This window comes from Agarivorans sp. B2Z047, assembly GCF_023373605.1.
Lineage (GTDB): Bacteria > Pseudomonadota > Gammaproteobacteria > Enterobacterales > Celerinatantimonadaceae > Agarivorans > Agarivorans albus.
Genome location: NZ_CP088080.1, coordinates 2,561,982 through 2,584,273, shown reverse-complemented (window position 1 = coordinate 2,584,273; position 22,292 = coordinate 2,561,982). Strand labels below are relative to the sequence as shown.

Annotated in this window: 20 protein-coding genes; 9 read left to right on the top strand and 11 right to left on the bottom strand. The window is 42.9% G+C overall.

The window, feature by feature from the left end; translation table 11 throughout:
- Positions 1-81 precede the first annotated feature (81 nt).
- Positions 82-444, top strand: a complete 363-nt coding sequence (locus LQZ07_RS11970) for a DUF2750 domain-containing protein (protein ID WP_152782567.1) — start codon at positions 82-84, stop codon at positions 442-444.
- A gap of 64 nt (positions 445-508) precedes the next feature.
- Here LQZ07_RS11970 and hemH read toward each other — a convergent pair whose 3' ends face one another.
- The 6 genes from hemH to recR form a co-directional block, all read right to left on the bottom strand.
- Positions 509-1,495: a ferrochelatase gene (gene hemH, locus LQZ07_RS11965; RefSeq protein WP_152782565.1), complete on the bottom strand. Its 987-nt coding sequence runs from the start codon at positions 1,493-1,495 to the stop codon at positions 509-511.
- Positions 1,496-1,593: 98 nt separating this feature from the next.
- Positions 1,594-2,238 (bottom strand): adenylate kinase, encoded by a 645-nt coding sequence (adk, locus tag LQZ07_RS11960; protein WP_016401043.1) that lies wholly within the window; start codon positions 2,236-2,238, stop codon positions 1,594-1,596.
- An 88-nt stretch (positions 2,239-2,326) separates the two neighbouring features.
- Complete coding sequence (locus LQZ07_RS11955; RefSeq protein WP_152782563.1) at positions 2,327-4,447, bottom strand: GGDEF domain-containing protein; 2,121 nt, start codon at positions 4,445-4,447, stop codon at positions 2,327-2,329.
- A complete protein-coding gene (locus tag LQZ07_RS11950) occupies positions 4,444-5,616 on the bottom strand; it encodes an extracellular solute-binding protein (protein ID WP_152782561.1) in 1,173 nt (390 codons plus the stop codon). The genes LQZ07_RS11955 and LQZ07_RS11950 overlap by 4 nt, the downstream gene beginning before the upstream one ends.
- Positions 5,617-5,831: 215 nt before the next feature.
- A complete protein-coding gene (gene htpG, locus LQZ07_RS11945) occupies positions 5,832-7,742 on the bottom strand; it encodes a molecular chaperone HtpG (protein ID WP_152782559.1) in 1,911 nt (636 codons plus the stop codon).
- Between the two features lie 153 nt (positions 7,743-7,895).
- The gene (gene recR, locus LQZ07_RS11940) at positions 7,896-8,498 is read right to left on the bottom strand and encodes a recombination mediator RecR (RefSeq protein ID WP_152782557.1); all 603 of its coding nucleotides are present in this window, start codon (positions 8,496-8,498) and stop codon (positions 7,896-7,898) included.
- 204 nt (positions 8,499-8,702) lie between these two features.
- Here recR and LQZ07_RS11935 point away from each other — a divergent pair, with 204 nt between their 5' ends.
- Both LQZ07_RS11935 and LQZ07_RS11930 read left to right on the top strand, forming a co-directional pair.
- Positions 8,703-9,932: a phosphatase PAP2 family protein gene (locus LQZ07_RS11935; RefSeq protein WP_152782555.1), complete on the top strand. Its 1,230-nt coding sequence runs from the start codon at positions 8,703-8,705 to the stop codon at positions 9,930-9,932.
- Positions 9,933-9,990: 58 nt separating this feature from the next.
- Positions 9,991-12,861: a hypothetical protein gene (locus LQZ07_RS11930; RefSeq protein ID WP_152782553.1), complete on the top strand. Its 2,871-nt coding sequence runs from the start codon at positions 9,991-9,993 to the stop codon at positions 12,859-12,861.
- Between the two features lie 58 nt (positions 12,862-12,919).
- On the opposite strand, the gene LQZ07_RS11925 is transcribed toward LQZ07_RS11930, so the two are convergent.
- Together LQZ07_RS11925 and LQZ07_RS11920 are read right to left on the bottom strand one after the other, a co-directional pair.
- Positions 12,920-14,026, bottom strand: coding sequence for a phosphoribosylaminoimidazolesuccinocarboxamide synthase (locus LQZ07_RS11925; RefSeq protein WP_152782551.1), 1,107 nt, complete (start codon positions 14,024-14,026; stop codon positions 12,920-12,922).
- Between the two features lie 202 nt (positions 14,027-14,228).
- Entirely contained in the window at positions 14,229-15,377 is a 1,149-nt protein-coding gene (locus LQZ07_RS11920) for a cupin domain-containing protein (protein ID WP_152782549.1), read from the bottom strand.
- Between the two features lie 146 nt (positions 15,378-15,523).
- Here LQZ07_RS11920 and LQZ07_RS11915 point away from each other — a divergent pair, with 146 nt between their 5' ends.
- Positions 15,524-16,378 (top strand): J domain-containing protein, encoded by an 855-nt coding sequence (locus LQZ07_RS11915; RefSeq protein WP_152782547.1) that lies wholly within the window; start codon positions 15,524-15,526, stop codon positions 16,376-16,378.
- Here the strand turns inward: LQZ07_RS11915 and LQZ07_RS11910 are convergent.
- Entirely contained in the window at positions 16,371-16,547 is a 177-nt protein-coding gene (locus LQZ07_RS11910; protein ID WP_016401053.1) for a hypothetical protein, read from the bottom strand. The two genes, LQZ07_RS11915 and LQZ07_RS11910, sit on opposite strands and share 8 nt — an antisense overlap.
- A gap of 90 nt (positions 16,548-16,637) precedes the next feature.
- Here LQZ07_RS11910 and LQZ07_RS11905 point away from each other — a divergent pair, with 90 nt between their 5' ends.
- The 4 genes from LQZ07_RS11905 to LQZ07_RS11890 all read left to right on the top strand — a co-directional run bounded on the left by LQZ07_RS11905 (position 16,638) and on the right by LQZ07_RS11890 (position 19,139).
- Positions 16,638-17,597: a tRNA-(ms[2]io[6]A)-hydroxylase gene (locus LQZ07_RS11905; protein WP_249483660.1), complete on the top strand. Its 960-nt coding sequence runs from the start codon at positions 16,638-16,640 to the stop codon at positions 17,595-17,597.
- An 85-nt stretch (positions 17,598-17,682) separates the two neighbouring features.
- Positions 17,683-18,255, top strand: a complete 573-nt coding sequence (locus LQZ07_RS11900) for an LON peptidase substrate-binding domain-containing protein (protein ID WP_016401055.1) — start codon at positions 17,683-17,685, stop codon at positions 18,253-18,255.
- A gap of 296 nt (positions 18,256-18,551) precedes the next feature.
- Positions 18,552-18,779: a hypothetical protein gene (locus tag LQZ07_RS11895; protein ID WP_016401056.1), complete on the top strand. Its 228-nt coding sequence runs from the start codon at positions 18,552-18,554 to the stop codon at positions 18,777-18,779.
- Between the two features lie 3 nt (positions 18,780-18,782).
- Positions 18,783-19,139, top strand: coding sequence for a DUF6482 family protein (locus LQZ07_RS11890; RefSeq protein ID WP_368666394.1), 357 nt, complete (start codon positions 18,783-18,785; stop codon positions 19,137-19,139).
- Positions 19,140-19,190: 51 nt separating this feature from the next.
- Here the strand turns inward: LQZ07_RS11890 and msrA are convergent, their stop codons facing one another.
- Together msrA and glnS are read right to left on the bottom strand one after the other, a co-directional pair.
- Entirely contained in the window at positions 19,191-19,829 is a 639-nt protein-coding gene (msrA, locus tag LQZ07_RS11885) for a peptide-methionine (S)-S-oxide reductase MsrA (RefSeq protein WP_152782543.1), read from the bottom strand.
- 44 nt (positions 19,830-19,873) lie between these two features.
- Positions 19,874-21,538, bottom strand: coding sequence for a glutamine--tRNA ligase (glnS, locus tag LQZ07_RS11880; protein ID WP_152782541.1), 1,665 nt, complete (start codon positions 21,536-21,538; stop codon positions 19,874-19,876).
- Positions 21,539-21,876: 338 nt separating this feature from the next.
- Here glnS and LQZ07_RS11875 point away from each other — a divergent pair, with 338 nt between their 5' ends.
- Positions 21,877-22,278, top strand: a complete 402-nt coding sequence (locus LQZ07_RS11875) for a hypothetical protein (protein ID WP_152782539.1) — start codon at positions 21,877-21,879, stop codon at positions 22,276-22,278.
- Positions 22,279-22,292 lie beyond the last annotated feature (14 nt).

Below are 22,292 nucleotides of genomic sequence, written 5' to 3'. Positions count from 1 at the left end.
AGAGCTAGCTTAGCGCTTTTATATGACGGCTTAGTTTATTTGGATTATTCTAACCGCCTATCATCGTAACGAGGACGAACCATGTCTGACGCTAATAACATTGCTAAAGCCGATAGCCATTCGCGCATGCAATACTTAATTAAAGAAAGCAAAGCTCAAAATCAATTGTGGATCTTAATCGACGATGATGGCTGCGTAATGCTTAACTCTGAAGATGAAGACTGCGTACCCGTTTGGCCAAGTAAAGAATTTGCTGACGCTTGGGCCACTGGAGATTGGCAGCACTGTAAAGCCGAAGCAATCTCGCTAAATAAATGGCGCAGCCGCTGGACCGAAGGCCTAACCGGTGACGAACTGTATGTTGCGGTTTTTCCTAACGAGCAAGAAGAAGGCCTAATTTTGTCGCCTTACGAGTTTGAAGATGCCTTAGGTAAAGGCCGTTAACAAAAAAGCCCCGATAGATTAAGGCCTTAATCTATCGGGGCTTTTTAAACGCTTATACGAGTGACTACCAGCCTTGGGTATGTTTCTCAATTAACTGGCAATACAACTCAACTTGTTCGGGATTGTCATTTAACGCTGAAATGTAATGATATTGCTCCCCGCCCGCTTCTAAAAACTCATCACGTAACTCGCAAGACACTTCTTCAATTGTCTCTAAGCAATCTGCTGAAAAAGCCGGAGAAATTACATCTACCGATTTAACGCCCTGCTCTGCAAGTTGGTGTAGTAACTGGTCGGTATAGGGTTTAACCCAAGGATCTTTACCAAAGCGCGACTGATAACATAAGCGCCACTGATTTTGCTTTAGCCCTAATACTGCGGCCACTTTGGCTGCAGTATCTTCACACTGCTGCGGGTAAGGGTCACCATTTCGTGCATAGCGCTCTGGAATACCATGAAAAGAAAACAACAACACTTCACCACGGGCGGTTAACTCCCAGTGCTGTTTAATCGAATTTGCTAAAGCTTGAATATAAGCTGGCTCGGCATAGTAATCTTTAACCATGCGTAATTCAGGCAAGTTGTAAGTATTTTTAAGTGCTTTGGCGTAAGCATCAAAAACCGGAGCAGTAGTTGATACCGAATACTGAGGATACATTGGCAATAACAGTATTTTTTGATGCCCCGCATCTAGCACCTGATTAACCACCTCTTTAATACCTGGTGAGCTATAAGTCATGGCTAAATGTACTTCGTACTTATCACTAAGTTTAGCTGACACTTTATTGCGAATTTGTTCGCTAATAACTTTAAGGGGCGAGCCATTCTTTAGCCAAATCTGTTGGTAAAGCTTGGCAACACGTCGTGAGCGCAAGGGCAAAATAACGCAATATAACAGTGGTAACCATAATAACTTAGGCAGGTTTACCACTCGCTTATCTGATAAAAAACGCCCCAGAAACTTCGCTACGGCGTTAGGTGTCGCTTCATCTGGTGTTCCTAGGTTCACCAATACTACGGCACATTTTAACTCGTTGTCATGTTGTGACATTCAACTATTCCCTAAAAGTGGACAACACAGTGTACGGCATTTTTAGGCATAAAAAAAAGCGGCAATTGCCGCTTTTTTTTGCAAATCGTAATTAGCAATTAATCAAGTAATTCAACTAATTGATTGCTAATTGCTTCAACAGACTGAGTACCGTCTAGTTTGAAGTATTTGCTGTTACCTAACTCAGCTTCTTTACCGTAGTAGCTTACTAATGGTTTAGTTTGCTCGTGGTAAATAGCTAGTCGGTCACGTACGATGCTTTCTTCATCGTCTGGGCGAATAACTAAGTCTTCGCCACTTACGTCGTCTTTACCTTCAACCTTAGGTGGGTTGTAAACAATGTGGTAAACACGGCCGCTGCCTGGGTGAACTCGACGTCCACTCATGCGTTTAACGATTTCTTCGTCGGCTACGTCAAATTCTAATACCGCATCAATGTTAATGCCGGCTTCTTTCATTGCGTCAGCTTGAGGGATGGTTCGAGGGAAACCATCTAACAAAAAGCCTTTTTCGCAATCGTCTTCAAGAATACGTTCTTTTACTAGGCCAATAATCAACTCATCGGAAACTAATTGCCCTGCATCCATTACTTCTTTTGCTTTGATGCCTAAAGCTGTGCCAGCTTTTACAGCGGCGCGAAGCATATCGCCAGTAGAGATTTGAGGGATGCCGTAACGCTCCATAATAAATTGTGCTTGGGTACCTTTACCCGCACCTGGAGCGCCTAAAAGAATAATGCGCATAATTTGCTGTTCCTTGGTCTAGTTTTTAGTGCTTTTACAAGAGACGTGAATTTACACTGATGAGGCCAGAACTACAAGGGAAGCTCGACTAAAGTTCAGTTTGACGAAGCTCTGCATAATAACGCTGTTTGTTACTATACATGTTCTGATCTGCTAGCTTGTACAAACCACTAAAGTCTACGTCGGTAGTTGACGCGTAGCCTACAGAGAAGCTCACCAAAGGCTCTCCGCCAAAGCTGTTTAGGTCAATGCCCACTTGATTATTTTGCCTTGCCGCTAAGCGCTCGTTTAGCTCGCTAGCTGATGCTAATTGCTCACCAGACAATACCGCTGCGAATTCATCACCGCCAATACGGTAGAAGTCTCCCGTTAAGCCTTCGCAACAGTCTGATAGCACCCTCGCCACAGAAATAATCAGCTGGTCACCTTTCTCATGACCTTTCTCATCGTTCATTTGCTTTAGGCCGTTCACGTCAATAATAAATAAACCGACTTCGGCATCTAGTTGCGTTTCTAATGAGAATTGCAATTCATCAAAGGCTTGGCGATTTTTAATGCCAGTTAAAGAATCGGTTCTGGCAACATGGTCCAGCTCTTCGTTTAGGGTTCGGTTTTCTAAAAATGCGCTGAGTTCGGTAATAAACAGTAGAATTCGGTTACTGTTTTCTTCACTTAACTTAGGTTCATTAATGAGTAGCCAACCCATTTTTCCGCCACCACAGCGAATACCGAAAACGTTCACTAGTTGTTGTTTGAACTCGATACTAAATCGGTCCCAACGCTGCCGAGATTTCTCTGATACTCGATTAGAAAGCTGTTCAAAGCTTTCTACTTCGACAGACAAGCTGTCGTTCACCATGCGGTGACCACGCGATTGTGGTAGGTGAATCACCAAACCTGTATTTGGAAAACACATAGACAATATACGAAGTGCATCGTTAGCAATTTGTCGATTACCCTCGCTGGCTTCCAATACACGCCTAAATTGCACAAGCTGTTGAAAAAAGAAGTTACTTTGCGCCAAGTTATCCATCGACAGTTCTAAGTCTCGGGTGCGCTCTTCTACTTTATACTCAAGTTGGCTATTCAAGTTTTGAACTTCTTCTAGGTAGCCTGCCCGTAGTTTGTCGATACGTGCTAACTCAACATTTTTCTCATTAACCGTTCTTAACTGTTCACCAATGGTACCTTTCATTTCGGTAAGCAAATTTGCTACATCGGCAAATTCTCGAATCACGAGCTTTCCGTTGTTCAGTGCTTCGGCATTTCGGCCTTTTTCAAAATCTCGAATTAGGCCGTACAAACGCCCAAATGCTTTTGCCACTAAATGAGCAAACAGCATCACCACCACAATAATAAGACCAATAACAATAATGCTACTGGCCATGCCAGGCGCCATTGCTTCTTTAACTTGATTAGCCAGGCTCTCTAAGCGCTGACCAACTTTAATTTTAATCCAGACAGAGTTTTGATAGTTTCGCCCCGATATAATCAAGCGGCTGGCGTGAGTAACATCGTAGGCGTCATCACCGATCAGGTTCCCAAGCAATTGTTCTTCGCGATAGAACACCGCTAGGCTTTCTTGATCGTCAAGCCGATTGGCAGCAACTTCCGCTAGTTTATATATAGGCACTACCGCTATTAGGTAGCCTTTTACAACGATACGGTCGATGGCACGATCAGAGTAAATAGGCACCACATGCACCAAACTATGGTGCTGGCCGCTTTTGCCAACCAAGGAGTAGTTATCAACCAAATAGACCTTACTTTTTGACTCAAGATCTTTTATTTCGAAGGGACTGGTAAAACGTTGTTGCAGAATATTGGATTGCTCAAGCGCAAGTATGTTTCCACCATAAGATTCCACTACAAAACCATCGGCTTCTACCAAGTACAAAGACTCAATGAGCGGCGCATCGAGCACAAAGTTACCCAGTATATCGGGAAGGTGAATCGAATAAAGTAGGTCGTCAATACCGTTTACTACACTCTCTTGCTCAGAAAGCAAACGTAAACCATTGGTGAGAATCTCATTACTATGTTTAAGCTCCGCTGTTATCTGGCTTGCAGAAGCCGCCAAACGGCTATTAACCGACTGATAAACAAAATTGTACATCTGTTTATATAAGGTAAAAGAGAGCACCGAAACCGGGATAATGGCTACGAAGATCAATAACAAAAATGTGATAGACCGAAGTCTTATTGTCATTTTTTGCGTCCGCGTTTGCGAGTTTCTTTGTCAGCAATGGTTTGCATTAACTGGGTAGCTTGTTCGACTGAATAGTTATGATCCATATATCTGTTAAAGCCGCGTTCTAGGGCTAACCACACCACGGTCATTTCGGCATCCCCGGGCATCGCTCTGGTATCTTCCATTTGCTTTAACATGTTTTGTTCGTTGGGGTTGTTGTCACTGATTATTTTCGAAACCAATTCAACATTAGCAGGGATTAAACCACCTTGTTGATAAATGATGCTTTGTGCTTCTTGCTGCTGCATAAATGCACTAAATTGCTTAATTTGTTGGTAATTGTCATCTGACGTTGAGAGACGAGGAAAAGCTAACACATAACCAGAAAACATCGGCAGCATTGGGCTTCCCTCAATATCAGGCAAGGTGCTTACACCTAGCCGCTCATCCATAGTTTGTTTCAATTCCTTATATATCCAATCGCCGTTAATCATATAAGCGGACTGACCGTTCTTAAAACGTTCTACACTGCAATCGTGATTACATTTGGGGTCAACCAAGCCGATATCTTTAAGCTGTTTATAGAAAGTTAAGGCTTGCTGCATTTCTTTGGTATCTAGGGTTATTTTTCCATCGTTAAGTGGCCAACCTTGAAATGCGGTTAAGAATGGAATGAACCAATACATCTCGGAGTAGTTCCAAACAATAGCTTGTTGCACACCTTGGCTAAGCGCTGATTGCTGCTCTAATAACTCGGCCCATGAGCTTACGGGTTGTTTCACTAAGTCTTTGTTGTAGTAAAGCACCAAGTGATTGCCTTGAAATAGCGGCACACCATATTGTTCGTTGTCGGTAAAACCCGCTTTAAGCACCCGCGGTTCTGTTTGCGGAATAATCCAGTCTTTAGGCACCGGTGCTAAAGAAATCAAATCATGCATGCCAACAAAATCACTAGGCACGTAAAGAATATCTGGCAAGGTATTAGTGCGGGCTTGGTTAAGCACCTCTTCGCGTAATCGTTCTGACAAGAAGTTGTTTTTTTCAACGGTTACACCGGACTGTTTTTCAAATTCAGCAATGGCATTGTCGAGGTATTGAGATGGGTTATGGGCATTCCACAATGTGATTTTTGCGTTAGCTTGAGAAAGCGTACACATTAAGCCTAAAATCAGCACTACTTTGCGCATGTTAGCTACCTTTCCGTTATTATTTTTTTGTTTAGTGTAGCAACGATTCAGTGCTTTATCTGTGAACTCATCCTCCGCAATTGCTTATAAGTCATCTGACCTGTAATTCCACAATCAAGTCTATGAATAATCGTTTTATTTTTGGAAAAAAGCCCAAATCAGCTAGCAACAAAAAAGGCAGCACCAAGTGCTGCCTTTTATTCTTTAGAGTATGTTTAAGCTAAAAGTAGGTTAACTCGCTTAATGAACTCAGAAGGGTTTTCTAAGCTACCACGCTCAGCAAGGGTTGCTTGATCCAATAGTAAGCTCGCCCACTCTGCAAATTTAGCTTCGTCTTGCTCATCGGCAACGCGCTTAACTAAAGCGTGCTGAGGGTTTAATTCAAAAATGTATTTTTGATCAGGTACATCTTGACCAACAGCTTGCATCAACTTCTGCATTTGAGTGCTCATGTCATTATCATCAACCACGATACAAGAAGGCGTATCGGTTAAACGGTAAGTTAAACGAACATCTTTAACCTTATCACCTAAGCTTTCTTTCATGCGCTCAACAAAGCTTGCGTATTCGCTTTCGTCTTGCTCTTTCTGCTTCTTAGTTTCTTCGTCATCTAAGTCGCCAAGGTCTAAATCACCCTTAGTTACCGAAACAAGGGTTTTACCTTCAGCTTCTGGCAAGTGGCTAATTAACCACTCATCTACACGGTCGTGCATTAACAATACTTCAATGCCTTTACGCTTGAAGATTTCTAAATGCGGGCTGTTAGCAGCGGCTGCGTAACCATCGGCCGTTACGTAGTAAATCTTGTCTTGGCCTTCTTTCATGCGCTCGATGTAATCGGCGAATGAAACATTTTGCTCAGCACTGTCGCTATTAGTAGAAGCAAAGCGCAGTAGCTTAGCAATTTGGTCTTTGTTAGCGAAGTCTTCAGCTGGACCTTCTTTTAGCACTTGGCCAAATTCAGCCCAGAACGTTTGGTATTTTTCAGCATCGTTCTTCGCCATGCGCTCAAGCATAGTAAGAACACGCTTAGTACAAGCGCTACGTAAGTTAGCGGTTGTTTTAGTATCTTGAAGGATCTCACGTGATACGTTTAGTGGCAGATCGTTTGAATCTAACACACCCTTCACAAAGCGCAGGTAACCCGGCATAAACTCATCAGCGTCGTCCATGATAAATACGCGTTGAACATACAGCTTCAAGCCATGTTGACGCTCGCGGTTCCACATATCAAATGGGGCTTTGCTTGGGATGTAAAGCAAGCTGGTGTAATCCTGCTTACCTTCAACTTTGTTGTGCGCCCACGTGAGTGGATCAGCGAAGTCATGGGAAATGTGCTTGTAAAACTCGTTGTACTCGTCTTTAGAGATGTCGTTTTTACCGCGTGTCCACAAAGCAGTTGCTTTGTTAATGGCTTCCCATTCACCTGGCACAGCTGCAACTTTTTCACCGTCTGGACCTTCAGACTCAGGCGTTTCGTCTTTCCACATTTGAACTGGGATAGAAATATGATCTGAGTACTTAGTGATGATAGAGCGGACTTTCCAGCTATCTAGGAACTCATGTTCGTCTTCACGTAAGTGAAGAATAATATCGGTACCGCGGCCTTCTTTAGCAATGCCGGCTACGGTGTAATCACCTTCGCCAGCACTTTCCCAACGTACGCCTTGGCTAGCTTCTGCACCTGCAGCACGAGTTTCAACGGTTACTTTATCGGCTACGATAAATGCCGAGTAAAAACCAACACCAAATTGACCAATTAGTTGCGAGTCTTTTGCGCTGTCGCCACTTAACTGACCAAAAAATTCTTTAGTGCCAGACTTAGCAATAGTACCAAGATGCTCAACAACTTCATCGCGGGTCATACCAATGCCGTTATCCGACAAAGTAATAGTTTTAGCTTCTTGGTCGAAGCTTACACGTACACGTAAGTCACCATCATTTTCAAATAAAGCGTTGTTTTCTAGCGCTTTAAAACGCAGCTTGTCGGCAGCATCGGCTGCATTAGAGACTAATTCGCGTAAGAAAATTTCTTTGTTTGAATATAGAGAGTGGATCATCAACTGAAGTAATTGTTTTACTTCAGTTTGAAAGCCATGAGTTTCTGCATGAGCTGCATCAGTCATCTTATTGTTTCCTTGCTTTTACACATACTTCGTTAGTTGCTAAACGATATGGGGGTAGCCAATTTTGATTTCAAGCAGGCGAGAAAAAAAATTATAAATGAACAACAAAAAAGCTCACCTTAAGTGAGCTTTATCAATACCGAACATTATGTGTTAATCGAGTTGTTGGCGACCAATCAAGGAGTGAGAAAGTGTAGTTCCGTCTACGCTATCTAGCTCACCACCTAGTGGCACGCCATGAGCAATTCTTGATACTTTAATTTGATAACGCTTGGCCATATCGGCGATGTAATAAGCGGTAGCCTCGCCTTCTACGGTGGGATTAGTTGCGAGGATCAATTCTGCTACCTCTTCTTGGGCGAAGCGCTGTTCCAGTTTATCTAAGTGCAGCTCGCCAGGGCCAATGCCGTCGAGTGGTGAAAGATGGCCCATTAATACAAAGTAACTACCAAAAAATTGTGCGGTTTGCTCAATAGCAGCAACGTCGGCTGGGGTTTCAACCACACAGATTACCCCTTTACTCATCCGCTTGGGCGATTGGCAAATAGGACACAGTTCTTCCTCAGCAAAATTGCGACACACCTTGCAGTGGCCAATTACGTCCATTGCATTGCTAATGCTAGCAGCAAGCTGTAAGCCATCTTTACGTTTGCGCTCTAACAAATGAAAAGCCATACGCTGGGCACTACGTGGGCCTACACCGGGTAATACCTGTAGCGACTTAATCAATTGTTCTATGCTGGGGCTGTATTTCATTAAACTTCCACTAAACTCAATTTACGCGACGCTAATGTAACAGCGTGATAAACAAAATTCATTAAAAGCGACAGATTTTGTCCCTTAATATTAGTAACCAAATAGTTGTTACAAGTAGACCAAACAGCACTCCTGTGCGTATGATATTAATGAAGATGTATTAGCGATAAAGGATTTATCGCTAACTTGAACAAGGAAAAAGTAATGAAGCTAAAAACCAGCTTAATCTCGGCCGCTATTTTATCTGCATTTAGTACCAATGCACTCGCCGAAGAAACCTATGTACAAATTGGTGACTACACTCAGATTCTACTGCCCCTTGGTGGCCTAGGTGTGAGTTTAGCCAAAGGTGATACCGCAGGTAGCTGGCAATTAACCAAATCATTCGCCACTACTATGATATTCACCCATGGTATTAAGTTTGCCGTAGACAAACGCCGGCCTAACTTTACCACAAACAATTCGTTTCCCTCTGGTCACACCGCTGCTGCATTTAGTGGAGCATCTTTCTTCCAAACTCGTTATGGCTCAGCTTGGGGCGTGCCCGCTTATGCACTAGCCGCATACACCGGTTGGAGCCGAGTACATGGTGATAAACACTACTGGGATGACGTAATTGCAGGTGCCAGTATAGCTACTTTGAGCAACCTGTTTTTTGTTAACCCCATCGATGAAGACATTAAAGTAAGCCCCATGGTTGATGGCGATGCCAAAGGTTTACAAATCTCTTTATCAAATGGCTTTTTTGAAGGTGGAACGCGCTCTAAAAAACCACCAACAACGTTTGACCCTAAGTTTAAATTTGATTTTTTACTGGGACCAACTCGCTTAAAATCTAATGATATTGGCAGCTTTGCTTCTGAGCAGAATATAGAATTTGGCCAAGAGGATACCCTAACTACTGCAGCCGCTAGATGGACGTGGTTTGCTAGCGACCAACATAGCTTTAGTTACCTTACCCAGCCCTATGAAGCCCGTGATCAAGGCAAAGTAGAAGGCGGCGGTGATGTGTATGCGCAATACCAAGTGTGGGATAACTTAGTTAATTGGCAGTACGATTTACAGCTTGGTAAACAATGGATAGGTAAAGCAGGTTTAGGTTTATTAATTCAATATGCGCAAGCTTCACTTTACCCCGACTCAAGCTTTAGCAAAGAGCTAGAAGGCGATGAAGAGTGGTTATTTTACCCTTTAGCAAACGCAACCTTTGGCTACAATTTCACACCTAAAATGAACCTCGCATTTACCGGTGAATACGGTAATAATGGCGACGGTGAAGTGCTTATGACAGACTTAGGCATCAACTATGCGCTTAATAAACGCTGGGATATTGGTGGTGGATACAACTACTACAAGCGTGATCAAGACAATGCTAAAACCTTTAGAAAGATTGAGTTCGACAGCATTTATCTACGTTTAGGTTATGCATTTTAGTACTAAAGGCGCAGGTTGCGCCTTTTTGTTTTAATACCTTTTACTTGCAAGGAAGCCCGTGAGTACTCGTTTAAAGTCAGCTTTACTAATCAACCTAATCTGCTTGTTGGTTGTGGCCAGTGTCACCGCCTTAGCGTTGCCGTTTCTTTATCAGCAGCAAAAAGCCAACACCGAGAAGGAAGTGACAACCGCACTAAGTTTGTTTGAAATTAGTGCCCGGCGCGCGGTTAATATTCAAAATAAAGCAGTGCTTAAAGAGTTGGCTGAAGAACTGTTAAAATCACCCAGCGTTAACTATGTAAAAGTTACCGACCAAAGCAGTCGCACAGTAATGGCAGAAGCTGGAACGCCACGTAAAAAGCAACAAAATGATGGCAAACAAACCAACAAACTGGCTGCTAAAGTTGATAACCAAAAGCGTTCATCTACCCAAATTAACCCTATCGCTTGGGTCGAGATAGAGTTTTCCAGCCCCACCAATGTTTACCATTGGTTGCTGCCACATCGCTTAGTCGTATTCCGGCTATTAGCCGGGATCTTGTTGCTACAAATTTTACTCAGTGTTTTTGTAAGCAGAATGTTTACCACTGCCCCTGCAAAACCAACATCGAATAAGCCAGTGAGCAGCAAGCAACAGGCAAAACAAGACCCTGTTATCTCTAGCTCAAAAACGGCGGTGGATATAACCAATGCCAAGCTAAGCAAAGAGTTACAAACAGCTAAAGCTCAACACAAAAAAGACAAGCAAAAAGTGAAGCAGCTGGTTGAGTTATCTAACCGCGCGAACAGTTTGAAAAAAGCGTTGCTAGAACATGCTAATAACGCCGCATTTATCGTGGATGAACACAACCACGTTATCGAAGCTAGCAACATTGGGCTTAACTACCTAAACGTAAGCAAAGCCAAGCTCATCAACATTAACTTAAATAAACACTACTCAGTACCAAGCCTTGATAATACTCAAGATGGCGAGTTTATGGAGTTATTGGTCTCTTACCCTGAGGAGTTTTGCCTATTAGTTAAAGCAAATAAAACGGGAAAAACCTACGCGGCTACCCACCTTGCTCTGCCCTTTAGTGAAGACAGCTTGTACTTAGTGAGCATCAACCCCATTAGCCAAAATAATCAAGCTCAGCAAGCTAAACAAAACCCTAAGCAAATTTTACAAAGTTTAACGCCTAGCGACTTATACAGCCCACTTAAAGCAGGGTGTTTAGATGCCTTAAACCAGCGTAACAAGGCCTCGCTTCTAGCACCTAATGAGCATTCTGATAGAGAACGCTTAGACGCGCAGTTGCGCTTAAGCACCTTGATTCGCAGCTTACCTTGGCAGCAGCAAGAGGCCAGCATAAAGCTTAAAGCGGAGTCTGTACTAGACGTACTTGAGCAGAGGCTCGGTCAATTTTCGGCGCTTTACCAAGCAAAAGAATTGCATTGGGCATTGGTAGTTAGCCCAGAGATTAGCTCGCAATACATGCTTAATCGCGCTCATTTAACTGCGATATTAGATCTGCAGCTTTACTTGATCTCATTGTACCCAGCCAGCAGCCAAGTGCTTATTCAGTTGCAGGTTGAAGATCAACAATTAGTCTTTTCTGTTGATAGCGAAAACGCCGGCCAATTAAGTGCTTTACAGCAATCAATCATTGCCCTTAGCGCTGCCTTGGTAAAACAAATCAATGGCCGTCAGCAACAAAACCAAGATTCCTTAAGTATTTGCCTAAACTATGAAACAATAGCATCGGACCAATTGGTAGAAAGCCCTAGTGATGAGGTGCAATATTTTGCGGTAGATTTTGCCGATGAGTTTTTCCAGCGTTGTATCAGCATTCAACTGCAACTTTTATCTGCCGAGCTCGTAGAGCTCAAACAGATCGAAGATGTAGCCACCAATCACAAGGTAACAGTGATAACTGACAAACCTGAGCGAAGCCTTGAGTTAGAAGACCTAGGCATTAAGCTAAAGGTATTGCTGGTGGCAGAACAACTGCCTTCACCAACGCAAGTCGACTCTTCACCTAAGCCACTATTTTGTTTGAAGCATCAACTGTGCAGCTTTTTAATGGCGAGCTTCTTCCAGCAACATTCCGATAAAGAAGAGCAACAAACTATCGAAGACCTAGCTGAAGTAGCCATTGCAGCATCGGCCGATGATGAGCCAAACACACCAAGCAACTTCTCAATTGCCTCATTTAGCCAATCAAAGCACCGATTTGAGCACTTAAGTACTCACATAGGTGACATTGCCATTAAATGGCAGCATCGTGCTTGGCAAGAAGCTTATAACCAGATTAAGAATCTCGGCACAGTTGATTACTTGTTACTAGAAAGCAGCGAGCTCACGCCGATCCGTATTCAACAAATACAACAGTACAAACCTGAGCTTCGCTTACTGCTATTAGTGAACAACGCTAAAGGTTTTGATGCCACAGATTTAGCGGGCTTACATTACTATTTGATAAGCGAATCCAATACAGAAAGCGATATCCGCGATGTGTTGGTATTAAATCAACACTTTGGGCAGGCATTAGAAGGCTTGTGCGCCGATGAGCAGCTATTATCATCTCATGCTCTTTCGGAATATAGCTACCTTCGCTTAATTGAGAGTCTTAGCGGCTTAAGCCCTAGCGAACCAAAACCCAAGCCGGATAACCAAGCTGTGGCTTCGCCCACAAAAGCAGATAATGAGCCCTACTTGCTTGCGCTAAAAAACGTATTCAGTATCGAAAACAAAAATCGTTCTTCTCTCATTGTAGAGTTTGCCAAGCAGCAAAGATGGAAAGAGGCACAAGAGCAAGTACAACAGCTGGCATTTGGAGCAGAGAAATTTGCATCGGATCAACTAAACCAGCAGGTAAGCGAGATTTCTGAAGCAGTATTTAAGCAAGATGAAACGGCCTTAACTAACGCACTAGAACAGCTTGGTTAAGAGAAGACAATAAAAAAGAGCAAGGCATTGCCCTGCTCTTTAACTTTGCATTATCGTTCTAATCAACGATTAAATCGTAATCTTTACGAAGAATATCAATCACTTCTTGCTTTGGATTGTCGCCAATGGTGATTGGCGCACCAGTGATCTTTTCGGCAATGCCTGTATAGGTTTCAGATATTTTCATTAATACTTCAACCGGCAAATTGTTATCTCGCGCTAAGGCTTCACGCTCTGGCATACGGTTTTTGTTTAACAGAATGTCTGGATCTGGGAAGTAGCTAAGTAAGGTTTGGCGGAAGTCTTCTTTAGAGTTCTCGACAACCTTACCTTCACGATAACTTGGGCCATCCCAAATACGTGATGAATCAGGTGTGCCAACTTCATCCATGTATATCAACTTGTCCTGGCCTTGAGCATCGGTCACGTAGCCAAATTCAAATTTGGTATCAACAAATACTTGGTCGATATCGCTTAATGCCTGACTAATTACACCAAAACCTTGTTTAAGTAGGTTTTCGTAAACATCGATATCGTTAGCAGATTTAAAGTTAAATACTGCGAAGTTATCTTCGATATTTCTACGCGTTACATTTACGTCGTCGGCTTCTGGCACGCCAGGGATCCCTTGAAGAATACCTTTAGTAGACGGGGTAATGAGAATCTCTGGCAGTTTTTGATCCCGTTGTAGCCCTTCCGGTAAATCAATACCACAGAAGTTACGCTCACCTTTCTCATAAGCACGCCACATAGAGCCCGTAATGTACTGTCGACAAATCGCTTCAATCATTACCGGGCGTGCTTTTTGAACAATCCAAACAAAGGGATGAGGAATATCCAGAATGTGGCTGTCGGCCAAGCCTTGCTCTTTAAAAAGCTTAAACCAATGGTTAGAAATTGCGTTAAGTGCAGCACCTTTGCCTGGTACACCTTTAAGGCCCTCTTCGCCGTGCCATATACAATCAAAGGCTGAAATTCGGTCGCTGATTACCATAATTGCTAGTGGTGTGTCGGCGGCAACATCATAAGCTTTTTCTTTAATGAGTCGTTTACTATCAGCTTCAGTTAGCCAATATACCGAACGTACTTTACCGCTATGAACGGGCGCGTCGGTGCGAATGGGTAAATCGTTATTCACTGCTAATACTTTATCAGCAAGACTCATGGTAAACAGTCCTCTATTTAAGAGCGAAAAATCAACGAACAAGCTGGCTTACACACTGATTTTTACGGGGAACATTAATTTGCTGAGGGATTTTACCAGAAAGCTCGCTAACTGCTAGCGATTCGCGAGCTCTAAACAACTTTCATTCTCAGATACGCTTTGGTCAAACTTAACGAAAGAATGAATATGATTTGGTTAAAAACTATTGTTCATCAAAATACCAATAGCCGGCGTTGAGTAGCTCTAACAGCCAATCAAGCTGGTGTTCATCTTCGTTAAATGCCCGCAACGAATGAGTGTCTAAGGCGGTACTATCACACATGTTTTTTGCTAAAGCCCAAGAACAATTGGGCACCGCATAACTTTGCCCATCAACAAACAGCTCGTAAGGCAATACATCAAGGTACAAGGCCTTAATGCCCGCGGTTCGTTTTAACTCAGCGCCCTGTTCCATCAATTGGCGCAGATCACTCATTGCTAACTCTTGATCGCTGCCACTTAGCACTACAATGTCAGAGCTATGTGATGAATCACTAAGGTACTCACCTAAAAAATGCGCACTGGCTTGAGGAGAGTTGATTAAAGACTGCATAAGCTTATTAAGTGCCAAGGTATCGTTCTCGGCTACGCGACCAAACTCATTAGTTTCTTGGCGCTGAGGATCAGCAAACCGTTGTGAACTAGTTTCGTGTTGCAGAAGATAATCGGCAAACCCAGTGACCAAATCTTTAGCATTTGGCGCTCTAAAGCCCACCGAATAATTCATCGAAGGTTCTATCGCGTAACCTTCATGCGGGCAGCCCGGTGGGATATACAATACATCGCCGGCTTCGAGTACCACATCAATCTCAGCCACAAAGTCTTCGCAGTGTTTTAACTTATCATGAGAGGCAAACTCTTTAAGAATTTGCTTTTGGCCAACACGCCAATGTCGCTTACCTTGTCCTTGGATGATGAATACGCAATATTGATCGATATGCGGTCCTACACCACCCTTAACGGTAGAGTAAGAAATCATCACATCGTCAAATCGCCAGTTAGGGATAAACTGAAACGCCGCAGCTAGTTTTGCCACTTCGCTATGCCAATGGTCGACACCTTGAACCAACAACGAACTATGTGACTCCCCCAGCAATGCAAAGTCTTCGAATGGTCCTAGATGAGCTTCCCACTGCTGCTCGTGACATGTTACCAATCGGCTTTGAATATCAGCCTCCATCGCTAAGCCAGCAAGTTCTTCCGGGCTAAGTGGGTCAACAAAATCAAGCATGCCTTGTTTTAACAAACAAGGACGCTGTTGCCAGTAATTAGCCATAAAATCTTGTTGGTTGAATGCGGTTTGATATGTCATACAGCTTACCTTTTGTAGTATCGGCAAAGTGTAACTGATTTCCATGCAGGCTTTTAGCCAAACCGTCGCTTTATTCAAAGGACAAAACTCAAAAAACTTTGTATGCTTAGGCCAGCTAACAGGGACAGTAAACGTAACACTAAACCATGACCACGCACTTTCAATTATTTGATCTCCCGGAAAATGCTACCGAGGAGCAAATAAAAACTCGCTACAAACAACTCGCCAGCCGCTGCCACCCCGACAAAGGCGGTTCTGCGCAATTGATGATTTTAATTAAAAACAGTTATCAAAAACTGTTGTTAGGCGAAGGCGCGATTGCCATAGAGCAATCTTTGGATGATTCGAACAAGCAAGTCCTTGCCTTAAAAAAAACCATTCATCAACAACAGTTCTATATTCAAAAACTTAGCGTAGCGATTGCCAAACAGGCGCAAATTAAAGAAACCAAACGATTAAAAAAGATATTAATGCCAGCGCTTGTTGGGATACTTGCTGTAGTGGCGGTAGTTCTAGCCAATGGCTGGTATCAGTCTAACCAGCAATTAAACAAAGTAAGCAAACAGCTGACTACAACCATTAATAACAGCAATAAACCTGCAAAACCCACTATGCCTGCGCTAAGCCAAGAAAACTTAGCCAAAACATGGGAGCTAAAACAAAAGCTACGTTTAAGCAGTGCTCGCCAACAATACCTTGAGTCTGATTTTGATATGAGTTTGACGCTAATTCGTGCCTTGCTCAATCAGCATTCCGCCAAAGCGCTCAACCAAGCACAGCAGCAGTTTTTGTTACAACAGCATATAGAAATACCACCCGTAATCGATAACGAAGCGGTCATTGATGAAAGTGCAGCTGTTAAAAACTCTATCGAAGAAAACTCGACCAAAGCTCAACAAACGGAAGAGCAACAAATAGAAGAGGTAGATTTAGACGGGGAACCGAGAGCAGTGCTTTTAGAAAGTCTCGATGTTAGCGCTGCAAACGCGACAACTAATTAGATAAGAAAGCCTTTAACTCACGCTTTGCCTGTTCGTTTTGTTCTTTAATAGCGGCAATTTGGTCTAGCAGGCGAGTCTTCTTATCACCACAAGGTAACTTGGCACACAGCTCATCTAAGCGTGCTAAAGGGTCTAATAGTTTATCGAAATGCTGGTTAATTTGTTCCATTTTCAGTGTCCCAGTTAAAACCGCCATTAAGTGTACTGATCAAGTACTTGAAAACAAGACTCCAAATGGGTGAAACTTCATTAACTTGAAGTGAATACACTAAATTTGCCAATGCCTTACTCCGCGCTGCTCGAACCCATTAACAATTTTTTATACTGCTCAACACCTAAGCAATGGCTAGCTATAGCTAAAGAGCCCGAAAACTTAAAGGTTTTGTTAATCGATCACGCAAATGCGGAGTGGAAAGCGGCCGCCACCGCAAGCAAACTGATGCTCAAGTATGCCGGCGCTAATCAGCCATTGATTCAACAAGAAATAAAAGCATTGCTAGCTCCCTATGAATTCATTATTTTTCGGGCGGGTCGCTGGTCTGTTCAGGTATTTATTGATTGGTTCTTTCCGTTAGGCTTAGACAAAGCCAATAACGAGCAACTAAACGCAGCTCTTACAACCTTGGCTTTAATGCAGCGGTGCAAGTTTGACCAACAGCTATTGTCTCAGCTGCATGATCTAGTAGGTAGTCCTAACGATAACTCTGCAAACAGAACATCAACATTAAGTGCTAAAGCAGAAACTAGATCAGAGGGGCAACTATCTGATTTTCAAATAGCATTGATTGAAAAAATGCGGCTGCTAATTAAAGAGGAACTGCACCACTTTGAACAGGTTTTTTCTATCATGCATCAGTTTAACATTCACTACCAAAATCTCACTGCAGGTAGTTATGCCAAGGGCCTAATATCGCAAGTTCGTCACTATGAACCGCAAGCCCTAGCCGACAAATTGATTGTTGGGGCTTATATCGAAGCGCGCTCTTGTGAGCGTTTCGCTATGCTTGCGCCACTTTTACCCGAGGCCATTGGCCAGTTCTATATATCATTATTGCGCTCTGAAGCCCGCCACTATCAAGACTATTTGAGCTTAGCCAATATGATCATCGATGAACAAGAGCTCCAACAAAGAGTCAACAACATTGGCCAACAAGAAGCACAGTTAATTTCTCAGCAAGATAAGGTATTTCGTTTTCACAGTGGAATACCCGTGAGCTAATATAATTAATATAGAGAGAATTGATCACCCAAGCAGTAAACCACGTAGTAATTTGTGAAGTTAATTATATTGGATATGGTGGACTATGCGCTTACCCTTGTTTCCTTTAGAGCTTTTTGTTTTGCCCGGAGGGCTAAGCAAACTACGCATATTCGAACCGCGTTATTTGCGCTTGGTCTCTATAGCTAGCGAAGAAGCTAAGGGCTTTGTATTATGCCAGCCACTGGCAGAAGGCCATACAGAGTTCAACATAGGCGTTCATTGCCAAATAGAGGACTTTGAGCAACTCGAAGACGGCATGCTGGGCATTACTATTCGCGGCATCAAACGCGTCGACTTAAGTGATACCAGCCAGGCCGACGATAAGCTTTATAGCGCTTTTGCTCAAGCTAAACCCAATTGGCAGCTTGAAGAGCCTCCCGCAGTTGAAGATGACTTAAGTGAAAAACTACAACAGGTATTAACTCAGCATGAGCTTTACGAGCAACATCCTGATTTTTTTGCTTACGACGACGAATATTGGGTAGTGTTGCGTTGGTTAGAGCTATTACCTTTCTCAAGCAAAGCAAAAAACCAAATTCTTTTTGAAGATGACTTCTCAACCTTAGATAACCTGGTCCATCAATTAGTGTCAGAAATAACAATAGGCCATAGGTAGCTGAAATTAAAAGTGATTATCAATTAAGCTATTTATCTTAATTGATATCTAACATTTAGCATTTAAAACTTATATTTAACTAAAAAATGTCATATTTATCGTAATATGCGAACTTTTACACAGTCTTGTAATCAAAAGTGCTTTAAGATGATTGAGTCATGGATGATGAGAAGAAGTAATGGCTTCGCATTGGACATAGAATCCAATATGCTATTGCCCTAATAACCTTGGAACGATAAATATCTAGTAGTTAGACAGTAAGAGATCTGCGACCCTTTCTGTCTTAAAGGTGATTCATGAGATATAAAGCAAAAATAAGCGCAGCAATTACACAAGCACTACCGCTAGTCCAATCTGCCACCGCCGATGAAGCCGTACTTTGGAACATCGAAAAAGAGCGCGACATGCTCTGCATGGAGTTCACTTCAAATATGAGCTTCGAAAGTTTAGAGGCTGGATTTAAACAAGCCGCAGAGAAACTAGGCATTACCTGCCCTATTAGTATCTTAAAACTGCGTCGCTAGTTTATAAGACAGTGGGGGCGGATCTCCCCCCCCAACTCTTTCCATTTATTTTTAGTCTTAATCATCTTCTCGTTAGTTTGTTGCGTATCTAATACACAAACTAAGGAGGCTTATATGGATCTGATAATTAATTCTCATGAAGGTGACATCTACCTAGTTAACGAGCAACAAGACAACTCTCAACAAGCGCTTCGCAAGAACAGTCACCCCGCTGTTAGGTTCTCCAGTATTTCTAGCATTAAACAACACTACCAAGACCAAACCATCGATAAGGTGTGGCTAGTTCAGCACTCTGCCTACGATGAAATGTGCGGCTTACAAAGCACCAACCAGCCAATGAAAATGCTATTAAGATGGTAGCTAGCGATTATCAACAGAGTTAAAAAAAGCAGCCATTAGGCTGCTTTTTACTTAGTCTTGAAGCCAAGGTGGTAAACATACCCCTAAGCCACCTAAACCACAGTATCCATTGGGGTTCTTGTGCAGATATTGCTGATGGTAAAGCTCTGCGTAATAGAAAGTATCAAAACTAACTATCTCAGTGCTAATAGCATGAGCTAGGCCTTCACCTTGCAGGGCTTTTTGATAAGCCTGCTGAGCTTGCTTAGCCAACTCTAGCTGTTTACTGCTGGTAGCAAATATCACCGAGCGATACTGAGTTCCAACATCCCCACCTTGGCGCATTCCCTGAGTAGGGTCGTGCTGCTCAAAAAAGCAGGTCAACAATTGTTGATAGCTAATCACACTTGGGTCGTAAATTACTTTAACAACCTCAGTATGCCCGGTTAAGCCAGTACACACTTCATCGTAATTTGGGTTAGGTGTAAAACCACCAGCATAACCTACTGCCGTTGTAATTACGCCTTGTTGTTGCCAAAACAGACGCTCAGCGCCCCAGAAACAGCCTAAACCAAAATAAGCAGTTTCCTGATCAGCGCTAGCTTGCTCTAGGTAATTGCTGCCGTTTACTGCATGAATTCCGTCTAACTCTATCGCCTCCAAGCGCCCTAGTAAGGCATCAGCTTGGCTAACCAAAGTCGTTTTGCTCATCGATACAACTCCATCTCTATTGGCAAACGTTTAATTACTGGCACCTAGCCACCAATTTTAGCCCAAGTATCACGCAAACCTACAGTACGGTTAAACACTAAAGCTTCCGGGCTTGAATCTACGCTGTCGGCACAAAAATAACCTTGACGTTCAAACTGATAAGCATGTTCCGCTTCTGCCTTAACTAAGCTTGGTTCAACAAACCCTTGTTTAACTACCAATGACTCAGGGTTAAGCACTGCGGTGAAATCTTCTTCTGCAGCTGGGTTAGCAACGGTAAACAAACGGTCGTACAAACGGATTTCCGCAGGCTTGGCATGTTCAGCAGACACCCAATGGATAACGCCTTTTGGTTTACGTCCATCTTCAGGGTTTTTACCTAAGGTGGTGTCGTCATAAGTACAATAAACAGTAGTAACATTACCGTTTTCGTCTTTATCACAACGCTCGGCTTTAATCATGTAAGCATTACGTAAACGCACTTCCTTACCGATCACTAAGCGCTTAAACTTCTTGTTAGCTTCTTCACGGAAGTCTTCAGCTTCAATGTACAGCTCACGACTAAATGGCACAATTCGTTCGCCCATATCTTCGCTAGGGTGATTAGGTGCAGATAGCTGTTCTACTTTGTCTTCAGGGTAATTTTCGATTACCACTTTAATTGGATCTAACACTGCCATTGCACGAGGTGCATTGGCATTTAAGTCGTCACGTATACATGCTTCTAACATTGGCATTTCTACCATGTTTTCCATCTTGGTCACGCCAATGCGCTTACAAAACTCGACGATTGATGCAGCGGTATAACCTCGGCGACGCAAACCAGCAATGGTTAACATGCGTGGATCATTCCATCCGTTTACATGACCATCGGTAACTAAAGTATTTAGCTTACGCTTAGACATTACCGTGTATTCAAGGTTTAAACGCGAGAACTCATACTGATGCGGTACTGTCTCAATGGTAATGTTCTCCAGTACCCAATCGTATAAACGACGGTTATCTTGGAATTCTAACGTACACAAAGAGTGAGTAATGCCCTCGATCGCATCCGAAATACAATGCGTAAAATCGTACATTGGGTAAATGCACCACTTATCACCGGTTTGGTGGTGATGAGCAAATCGAACTCGATAAATAACCGGGTCACGCATACACATGAACGAAGAGCTCATGTCGATTTTGGCGCGTAACGAACACTCACCTTCTTTAAATTCACCCGCGCGCATTTTTCTAAATAACGCCAAGTTTTCTTCAACAGGAGTATCGCGGTAAGGGCTGTTTTTACCTGGTTGGCTTAAGGTTCCGCGGTACTCACGCGCTTCGTCGGCATTTAAGAAACAAACAAAGGCCAAACCCTTTTGAATCAACTCTTCAGCATAAGCGTATAACTGATCAAAATAGTTTGATGAGTAACACACCTCACCATCCCAATCGAAACCAAGCCACTTAACGTCTTGCTGAATTGAGTTAACGTAGTCGATATCTTCCTTTTCAGGGTTGGTATCATCGAAGCGCAAGTTACATGCGCCCTGGTAGTCTTGAGCAATACCAAAATTCAAACAAATCGACTTAGCATGGCCGATGTGCAGATAACCATTTGGCTCCGGTGGGAAACGTGTATGCACTGTGTCATGCTTTCCGGATTTAAGATCTTCATCAATGATGTGACGAATGAAATTGCTAGGGCGATTTTCCGCCTCACTCATACCAGCCTACCTATAAATAATGAAACGCTAATTAAAGCCGTATAATCCCTGATTCTTAGCCTTAGTACAAGCAACCATCGAACAAGCGATGAAAAGATCGCCTTATGCATCTGTTCTGCATCCTTGCCTTGCGATTAAACAGCTTCGGTTGATTAACTTTTTTGCGTTCCTTTTGGCTAAACTCAACCAGGGCCTTGCTGTAACTTTTACCAATAAGACTGGAATCAAAGTCATTCCCCCCTAATTTTCTTACTTATGGTTTTGTTAAGGAAATGGCGAATTTGTAGTCATGGTTTATAGTGATTAATGGTTACTGTTGATAATTAAGGGAATATGTCATGCGTCTACTTAGTGTTGCTTTTAGCATCCTGCTATTGGTTGCTTGTTCTAGCCAACCCACCTGGGATGGTATGTCAGAATCTGAAATTGCATCTTGGAAAGAAATCGGGGTAAATGTTGAACAAGTTCAAACTTATGTCCGAGCAGGCATGAGCCAACCACAAGTTAAAGAATTTATAGACCAAAACTTTACTGACCCAAACCAAATCACAGCTTGGGCCCAAGCCTTCACTGCTGTTGACGCCCGAGGCTGGATAGATTCAGGCTTTGATCTTTCTTCAGCCACTGCATGGGCCGCCAAAAAGTTCACTCACCAAGAAGCCAGCGCGTGGAAGTCAGCCGACTTTGATCTAGACGGCGCTGTAGACAATCGCAATAAGGGCTTAACTCCAGTAAAATAACGCCATATAACCTA